Raw genomic sequence first — 9,242 nt, 5'->3', positions numbered from 1 at the left:
TGATTCTACTTTTTTCAATTTGAGTTGTTGTTTGTCCATTTAAATCAATAAGATTTGTAGCTTGTGCAGTGAACAACGCTCCACCGAAAATTGCTAATGCAATAATGTACTTTTTTGTTTTCATAATTCTAGGGATTTAATTAATTAATTTGATTCAAATTTAGGATGAACACCTCTCTAAAAGTGTTAACTAAATGTTAAAATTAATCGCTTACCCCTTATGAACATTACGGTTTTCCCGTACTTTTCAAAATTGACGCGGTGTGTGGTTGGCAAATTTTTTCAATTTTTTTTCTGCTTTTTTGCTTTTTCTTGGTTTAAGTTAATATCTGTACTCAATTTTAGAGTTCTTGAGCCATCCAAATTCAATTTTATCTCAATTTTATTGGATGCTTCCGGTAATAACGTGATAATTCTTTCCGGCCATTCAATAAAATTATAATGATTAGAGAATAAATAGTCTTCTATTCCAAAATTTAGAGCTTCTTCTTCATCTTCAATTCTGAATAAATCAAAATGATAAATAAGATCGTCTTGAATTTCATATTCATTCACAATAGAGAATGTAGGACTGTTTACAGTTGCAGCACTCCCCAGTTTTTTTGACAGCGCTTTAATTAAGGTTGTCTTGCCAACCCCCATTTCTCCATAAAACAAAAGTGTTTTGGAAGTACTGTGTTTTAAAATAGCATCCGCAACTGATTCAAGCTCTTCAAGAGAATAGGTGAAATCCATTTATACGTTTGTGTTGATTTGCTAGGCAATAATAATCATAATTTGTGATACAATCTAATAAAATTTGCATTTCGTCGGATTTATTTGCATTACATGGAATCACTTCGGGTTAAGTACCACAAAAGGAATGATCATTTCTTCTAAAGAAACACCTCCATGTTGATAGGTATTTCTAAAATAACTCACATAATGGTTGTAGTTGTTTGGATACGCCAAAAACATATCACCCTTAGCAAAAATAAAAGAGCTGCTCATTGTTATGGAGGGTAACTGGATATCTTTAGGGTCTTTAACTACAAACACATCCTTCGCTTCATAGGTTAAACTCCGGCCGGTTTTGTAGCGTAAATTCAAACTGGTTTCTCTATCTCCAATAACTTTTGATGGATTGTTAACGTTGATTGTGCCATGATCTGTAGTCAGAATTAATTTGAAGCCCATTTGTTGTGCTTTTTGAATCATTTCCAACAGCGGTGAGTTTTTGAACCAACTCAGGGTAAGGGAACGATAGGCTTTGTCATTGGACGCCAATTCTTTGACTACTTCCATCTCTGTTTTGGAGTGCGAGAGCATATCTACAAAATTATAGACAATGACGGAGAGGTCATTATTTTTTAGCGATTTGAAGTTTTCGACTAATTTTTTTCCAGCTTGGAAATTGGTGATTTTATGATATTCGGTTTTTAGGTTTTGAAGTCCCAACCGCTTCAGTTGTGCTTCTAAAAATTCGGCTTCAAACAAGTTTTTACCTCCATCATCTGTATCATTTTTCCAATAGTCGGGATGGCGTTTTTCCATCTCAATGGGCATCAGTCCTGAAAAAATAGCATTACGGGCATACTGTGTGGCTGTTGGTAGGATACTGTAAAATGAACTTTCTGATGTTTTTTTGTAATAATTACTCACAATGGGTTCAAAAGCTTTCCACTGGTCATATCGTAAATTGTCTATGACTACCAACAAGGTGGGTTGCTTATCACTAAGTTCTGGCACTATTTTATTTTTGAATAGATTGTGAGACATTGTTGGCGCATCAGCATCCTTCTCAAACCAATCCGTGTAGTTTTTTTCAATAAATTTCCCAAACTGCGCATTGGCTTCTGTTTTTTGGGATTCCAAAATTTCGGTCATGCCAACATCTTCAATATCCTCGAGCTGAAGTTCCCAATAAATTAATTTCTGATATAAATCTGCCCATTCTTCATAGCTATTGACCATAGACATGTCCATGGCTATTTTTCTGAATTCTTGCTGGTAATTGGAAGTCGTTTTCTCCGAAATTAATCGAGAATGGTCTAAATTTTTCTTTAAACTCAACAATATTTGATTGGGATTGACTGGCTTTATAAGGTAATCTGCAATTTTGTTGCCAATGGCCTCTTCCATAATATATTCCTCCTCACTTTTGGTAATCATCACTACGGGAAGATTGGCGCGGCGCTCCTTAATTTCATTTAGTGTTTCCAGCCCTGTCAATCCTGGCATGTTTTCATCTAAAAAAACAATGTCAAAATTGGTGTCATCAATAATTTCCAAAGCCTCGGTACCACTTTTGCACGTCGTAACATTATAGTTCTTTTTTTCTAAAAAAAGGATGTGGGGTTTTAGCAAATCAATTTCATCGTCAACCCAAAGAATATTTATATGGTTCATGTATATTTGTTTTAATTAATGACTAAACTTTCTAGTTTGAATAAAGTAAACAAACTCAAAATATTTAACGACCCAATTTACGGATTTATTACCATTCCAAATTCGTTGATATTTGATCTTATCGCCCACAAATATTTTCAAAGACTACGACGAATTTCTCAAATGGGGATGTCCTATTTAGTGTATCCTGGAGCTCACCACACAAGATTCCATCACGCCATGGGAAGCATGCATTTAATGCAGAAAGCGGTGAATGTGCTTCGTTTTAAGGGTGTTGCCATTTCTGAAGATGAAGAAAATGGGTTGTTGATTGCGATTCTTCTGCATGATATTGGTCATGGTCCTTTTAGCCACGCCATGGAACATAGTATTGTAACTGGCGTATCACATGAAGCTATTTCCCTTTTATTTATGGAAAAGTTGAACACAGAATTTAACGGAAGTTTAACGCTGGCACTACAGATCTTTAAAGGCGAATACCACCGAAATTTCATGTGCCAACTTATTTCGAGTCAGCTAGACATGGACAGAGCTGATTATTTGAAACGCGATAGTTTTTATACGGGAGTTGCTGAAGGAAATATCAATGCTGAACGCTTAATTACCATGCTCAATGTGGTGGATGATGAATTGGTAGTAGAAGAAAAAGGTATTTATAGTGTCGAGAAATTCCTAGTCGCCAGAAGGTTGATGTATTGGCAGGTCTATTTGCACAAAACGAGCGTAGTGGCAGAACAACTGTTGATGCGGGTTTTAAAACGTGCCAAAGAGCTATCTCAAAAAGGTGTTGATTTGAAAGCAAGTAGGGCACTGGATTATTTTTTGAAGAATGAAATCAATGGTTCAAATTTTAATACAGAAACCTTGGAGATTTTTGCCCATTTGGATGATTATGATATTGTTTCAGCAATGAAAGAATGGCAGTATCATGAGGATTTTGTTTTGAAAAACTTATGCGATATGATCATCAACAGAGACTTGCTCAAAGTTAAATTGAAGGACAAGAAGCGCAAGCTCGACAGTGTGAAGATACATAAAGTTAACTTGATGAAACGTTATAACATCACGTCTAAAGAGGCTGATTATTTTGTGTTTACAGGTCAAATTTCAAATCAGGCATACCAGATCAAATCGCAGAATATAAATATTTTGCACAAATCTGGAAAGATACAGGACATTGTAAAAGCGTCCGATCAATTGAATTTAAAAGCCCTTTCCAAACCCGTGACAAAATACTATATCTGTTATCCTAAGCCCGACTCTATTTCATGAATTGACGACTTTTAATGGATCAAAATAAGGCATCTGATTTTTGGAGCCGTTCATAACTCCAAAACAAACAACTTTACAACAAAGAAGAATATATGGTACATTTTTTCTATTTTTGCGACTGATGAAATTCACAGCACTACAAATAGCGGAAATTTTAGAAGGCGATATCGTGGGCAATCCGGATGTTGAAGTTTCTAAACTTTCAAAGATAGAAGAGGGTACTGAAGGCTCATTGACTTTTTTGGCCAACCCTAAGTACAAATCCTATATCTATTCTACCCAGGCCTCCATCACTATAGTCAACAAAACTTTTGAAGCTGAAAATCCTATAAGCACCACACTTATCAAAGTTGAAGATGCCTATAAATCTTTTTCAAAATTATTGGCGTATTACAATCAAGTAAAGCTCAATAAATTTGGTATAGAACAGCCGTCGCACATCGCCAAAAGCACGACGTATGGAGAAGATATCTATGTTGGAGCATTCACTTATATAGGAGAAAATGTAACCATTGGAAATAACGTCAAAATATTCCCCAATTCATACATTGGTGACAATGTTAAGATTGGAGATAATACGGTAGTGTTCTCTGGTGCTAAGGTGTATTCTGATTGTATTATTGGGAAAGATTGTGTGATCAACTCCGGAGTTATCATTGGTGCTGACGGGTTTGGTTTTGCGCCAAATGAAAACGGTGAATATACCAAAGTCCCCCAAACAGGAAATGTAATTTTAGAAGACTTTGTTGATATTGGAGCGGCAACAACTATTGATAGGGCCACATTGGGTTCAACCATTATAAGAAGAGGGGTTAAACTGGATAATCAAATCCAGATTGCCCATAACGTTGAGATCGGTAAAAACACGGTAATTGCAGCGCAAACTGGCGTTGCTGGCTCTACTAAAATTGGAGAAAACTGTGTTATTGGAGGTCAGGTTGGCATTGCTGGGCACATAACCATTGGTAATAATGTAAAAATACAAGCACAGTCAGGAGTGGGTAGAAACATTAAAGATGATGAAGCTATCCAAGGTTCACCCGCTTTTTCCTATGCTGATTTCAATAAATCTTATGTGTATTTTAAAAACCTACCTAAAATCATGAGAGAAATTAATGATATTGATAAAAAAGTAAATGGGAATAGTTAAAACAGACATCAAGCAAAAAACAATCCAAAATAGGGTATCCCTTACGGGCGTCGGATTGCATACAGGTAAAGATGTGACCATGACGTTTTCGCCTGCACCGGTTAATTCTGGTTTTTTATTTAAACGTTTAGATTTAGAAGGCACCCCCGTTGTTGAGGCAGACGCTAATTTTGTGACCAACACAAAACGCGGCACGTGTTTAGAAAAGAATGGCGTGGTTATTCAAACATCAGAGCATGTGTTGGCAGCACTTGTAGGGATGGATCTCGATAATGTTTTGATAGAATTGAATGCTTCAGAGCCTCCTATTATGGACGGTTCGTCCAAGTTTTTTGTGGAAGCCATTGAAAAAGCAATTATTATTGAACAGGACGACTGTAGGGAAGAATATGTTATTACTGACATTGTCTCTTATGTTGATGAAGATTCAGGTAGTGAAATCATTATTATGCCTGCCAAAGAATATCAAGTGACCACTATGGTCGATTTTGGTACGAAGGTTTTAGGAACCCAAAATGCAACCTTAAATACTATCAACGCATTTAAAGAAGACATATCAGATTCAAGAACATTTAGTTTCTTGCACGAAATTGAAATGCTTCTTGAAAATGGTTTAATTAAAGGAGGAGACTTGAATAATGCTATTGTTTATGTAGATAAGGAATTATCGCCTGAAACAATGGAAAAATTGAAAGTAGCTTTCAAAAAAGACACTATAGCTGTAAAAACAAACGGCATTTTGGACAACCTAACCTTGCATCATCCCAATGAAGCGGCACGCCATAAGTTGTTGGATGTCATTGGCGATTTGGCATTGATTAAAACCCGTTTAAGAGGCAAGGTCATTGCCAGTAAACCCGGACATTATATTAATACACAGTTTGCTGTAAAAATGTCGAAAATAATAAAAGATGAAAGAAGGAGTAATTTCCCTAACGTCGATTTGAATCAAGAGCCCTTGATGGATATCAATCAAATCATGGATATGTTGCCACACAGACAACCATTTTTGTTGATTGATAAGATCTTTGAATTGACAGACACGGGAGTTATAGGTATGAAAAATGTGACCATGAATGAGCCCTTTTTTGCAGGACATTTTCCTGGAGCTCCGGTTATGCCAGGGGTATTAATAGTTGAGGCCATGGCACAAACAGGGGGGATTCTGGTATTGAGTACCGTTCCTGATCCAGAAAATTATCTGACATTCTTTATGAAGATCGATAAAGTGAAATTTAAACAAAAAGTTGTACCTGGAGACACCTTAATTTTTAAATGTGATTTAATTACACCTATAAGAAGAGGTATTTGTCACATGCAAGGGTATGCCTATGCCAACGGAAAACTTTGTGCAGAAGCAGAGTTAATGGCTCAAATTTCAAAAATTAAATAAGACTAATCATTTAAGTTCTTAACTAAGATAGTTGCTCAGTCAATTAAAAGAACATAAAACAAACAAAAAAGGAAATGAACCAGCCACTAGCATACGTACACCCTGGAGCTAAAATAGCAAAGAATGTTGTGATTGACCCTTTTACAACCATACACAATAACGTGGTGATTGGAGAAGGCACATGGATAGGGAGTAACGTGACCATTATGGAAGGCGCTCGTATAGGAAAAAATTGTAATATTTTCCCAGGAGCAGTAATTTCTGCTGTACCGCAAGATTTAAAATTTAAGGATGAAGATACTATTACTCAAATAGGCGATAATGTTACCATAAGAGAATGCGTTACTATCAATAGAGGTACTACTGACAGGATGAAAACCGTTATTGGCGATAATTGTCTTATCATGGCCTATTGCCATATTGCCCATGATTGTATCGTTGGCAATAACTGCATTTTCTCGAATAATAGTACACTTGCAGGCCATATTACAGTTGGAGATTATGTGGTGTTGGCAGGAATGACGGCTGTGCATCAATTTTGTTCTATTGGGAGCCATGCCTTTGTAACTGGAGGCTCATTAGTGCGTAAAGATGTGCCCCCTTTTGTTAAAGCTGCAAGAGAACCTTTGTCTTATGTGGGCATAAATTCGGTTGGATTGAGACGGAGAGGGTTTTCCGCAGATAAGATTAGGGAAGTACAGAACATTTACCGTATTCTTTATCAAAAGAATTACAACAATACCCAAGCATCAGAAATTATAGAAGCTGAGATGGAGGCCACTCCTGAACGTGATGAAATTTTGCAATTTATCAAAAATTCACATAGAGGGATCATGAAAGGCTATTTCAAATCGAATTGATTTTTTAGGCTATACATCTCAACAACAAAAAACTTAACAACATACAACGTAACAACATACATCTAAAAATATGGCAAGTACATCAGACATAAGAAACGGATTGTGCATTAAATACAATAATGATATTTATAAAATCACAGAGTTTTTACATGTAAAACCAGGAAAAGGCCCTGCATTTGTAAGAACGAAAATGAAAAGCGTTACCAATGGTAAAGTTTTGGACAACACGTTTTCTGCAGGACACAAAATTGAAGAGGTAAGAGTTGAAACCCATAAATTTCAGTATTTGTATAATGATGGTGAATTTTACCATTTTATGAACCAAGAAGATTTCACACAAATCAGATTATTGGAATCGGCTTTGGATAGAGCTGATTTGATGAAAGAAGGTGAAGTGGTAACCATACAAATAAATACCGAAGACAACATGCCACTTTCTGTGGAGATGCCTGCAACTGTGATTTTGGAAGTGACTGCGACAGAGCCTGGTGTGAAAGGAAATACGGCCACCAACGCTACCAAACCTGCAACAGTTGAAACTGGAGCGGAAGTAAATGTACCATTGTTTATTAATGAAGGTGACAAGATTAAAGTTGAAACAGAAAAAGGGACTTACAAGGAGCGTATTAAGGAGTAAGGTTAAGTTGGCAGTCCTCAGGCCTCAGTTGGCAGTCAGTAGTTTGCAGTGTTGAGCGCCTCAAGGCTCAGACCTTTCGATCAAGCTCTCTGTTTGAGATGATGCTAAATGATTGAACAACCAACAACGTAACAACAAACAGTTAAATAACAAACAACTTAACAACAAACAACTTTACACCAATGAAGTTCCCCAAACCACATACATTAAAAGAAATAGCAGAAATCATCAATACAACTTACGTTGGAATGGATGATTTTCCTGTTTTGGGAATGAATGAAATACATGTGGTGGAACCTGGGGATATCGTGTTTGTAGACCATCCAAAATATTACGATAAAGCATTAAAGTCCGCCGCCACTATTGTGTTGATCAATAAGGAAGTCGATTGTCCTGAAGGAAAAGCATTGCTTATCAGCGATGATCCGTTTAGGGATTTCAATAAATTGACCCAGCATTTTAAGCCTTTTCAAAGTGCACATCAAAGTATTTCTGATTCTGCTAAAATCGGAAAAAATACCATTATTCAGCCCAATTGTTTTATTGGTCATCATGTGGAAATTGGTGATGATTGTGTCATTCATGCCAACGTTGTTATCTATGACGATACAGTTATTGGCAACAACGTTACCATTCATGCGGGTACAGTTTTGGGAGCAAGTGCATTTTACTACAAAAAGCGTCCAGAAGGTTTTGATCAATTGATTTCTGGTGGTCGGGTAGTTATAAAAGATAACGTCCATATTGGTGCGCTTTGCACAATTGATAGAGGCGTTACCGGAGACACCATTATTGGCGACGGCTCAAAACTTGATAACCAAATTCAAATTGGTCACGATACCGTTATCGGCAAGAACTGTTTGATTGCCTCCCAAGCGGGAATCGCTGGTTGCGTAATTATTGAAGATGAAGTCACTATCTGGGGTCAAGTAGGAAGTACCAGTGGCATCACTATAGGTAGTAAAGCCGTTGTTCATGCACAAGCAGGAATCAGCAAATCATTGGAAGGTGGCAAAACCTATTGGGGTAGACCAGCACAGGAAGCAAAAGCAGAATTAAAAGATAAGGTGTATATTAAAAGAATACCTGAACTAATAGAACAATTAAAAAAGTTATAATGTCTCCAAAAGAAATTGTCAAGTCCTTTTACGAATCAGATTTAGCCAATGATGTCCATTTGATATCTAAATACATCCATAAGGATTTTATGTCCCATTGGAACAGCAGTACTGGGTATACGGTTATGGATTATGATGGAGTGGTGCAGTTCTTTAAAAACATTAATTTGTCTTATCATTCCTTAAGAGCCCAAATAAGTCATTTGTTACAAGATGAAAATCAAGTCACTATCAGGTACACCATGTTTGTCAGTACCATTGAGGATCCTGAAAATGAGCAGCCTTTGGCAAACTTTATCAGCATTTGGGAAGTAAAAGATGGAAAGCTTTACAAAGGCTATGAAATTAGCCAGGTGGCTGATGATAATATAGAAAGTTACAAATCATTTTCAGAAATAAAAGTTTAGCAAAGGCTTTAAAAATG

General features: G+C 36.6%; 9 protein-coding genes. 7 read left to right on the top strand and 2 right to left on the bottom strand.

Annotation, left to right across the window (positions count from 1 at the left end):
* Positions 1-282 precede the first annotated feature (282 nt).
* Positions 283-735, bottom strand: a complete 453-nt coding sequence (gene tsaE / locus A9996_RS13555; RefSeq protein ID WP_066436035.1) for a tRNA (adenosine(37)-N6)-threonylcarbamoyltransferase complex ATPase subunit type 1 TsaE — start codon at positions 733-735, stop codon at positions 283-285.
* A 99-nt stretch (positions 736-834) separates the two neighbouring features.
* Positions 835-2,388: a T9SS response regulator signal transducer PorX gene (gene porX, locus A9996_RS13550; protein ID WP_066436032.1), complete on the bottom strand. Its 1,554-nt coding sequence runs from the start codon at positions 2,386-2,388 to the stop codon at positions 835-837.
* 36 nt (positions 2,389-2,424) lie between these two features.
* On the opposite strand from porX, the gene A9996_RS13545 reads away from it, so the two are divergent.
* From A9996_RS13545 to A9996_RS13515, 7 genes are all read left to right on the top strand, one after another.
* Positions 2,425-3,660, top strand: a complete 1,236-nt coding sequence (locus A9996_RS13545) for an HD domain-containing protein (protein WP_066436050.1) — start codon at positions 2,425-2,427, stop codon at positions 3,658-3,660.
* Positions 3,661-3,781: 121 nt separating this feature from the next.
* Positions 3,782-4,810 carry a UDP-3-O-(3-hydroxymyristoyl)glucosamine N-acyltransferase gene (gene lpxD, locus A9996_RS13540; RefSeq protein WP_066436030.1) on the top strand — a complete coding sequence of 343 codons (1,029 nt, stop codon included), beginning with the start codon at positions 3,782-3,784 and terminating at the stop codon, positions 4,808-4,810.
* A complete protein-coding gene (locus tag A9996_RS13535; RefSeq protein ID WP_066436028.1) occupies positions 4,797-6,203 on the top strand; it encodes a bifunctional UDP-3-O-[3-hydroxymyristoyl] N-acetylglucosamine deacetylase/3-hydroxyacyl-ACP dehydratase in 1,407 nt (468 codons plus the stop codon). Before lpxD ends, A9996_RS13535 begins: the two co-directional genes overlap by 14 nt.
* Positions 6,204-6,277: 74 nt before the next feature.
* Complete coding sequence (lpxA, locus tag A9996_RS13530; protein WP_066436026.1) at positions 6,278-7,063, top strand: acyl-ACP--UDP-N-acetylglucosamine O-acyltransferase; 786 nt, start codon at positions 6,278-6,280, stop codon at positions 7,061-7,063.
* Positions 7,064-7,133: 70 nt separating this feature from the next.
* Entirely contained in the window at positions 7,134-7,700 is a 567-nt protein-coding gene (gene efp, locus A9996_RS13525; protein WP_066436018.1) for an elongation factor P, read from the top strand.
* 182 nt (positions 7,701-7,882) lie between these two features.
* Positions 7,883-8,818 (top strand): UDP-3-O-(3-hydroxymyristoyl)glucosamine N-acyltransferase, encoded by a 936-nt coding sequence (locus tag A9996_RS13520; protein ID WP_066436016.1) that lies wholly within the window; start codon positions 7,883-7,885, stop codon positions 8,816-8,818.
* Positions 8,818-9,225: a nuclear transport factor 2 family protein gene (locus A9996_RS13515; RefSeq protein WP_066436013.1), complete on the top strand. Its 408-nt coding sequence runs from the start codon at positions 8,818-8,820 to the stop codon at positions 9,223-9,225. Before A9996_RS13520 ends, A9996_RS13515 begins: the two co-directional genes overlap by 1 nt.
* The last annotated feature ends 17 nt before the right edge of the window (positions 9,226-9,242 follow it).

The sequence above is a fragment of the Gelidibacter algens genome (assembly GCF_001678675.1).
Taxonomy (GTDB): domain Bacteria; phylum Bacteroidota; class Bacteroidia; order Flavobacteriales; family Flavobacteriaceae; genus Gelidibacter; species Gelidibacter algens.
Note: the sequence above shows the minus strand (reverse complement) of the source record. Positions and strands in the feature narration are given on the sequence as shown.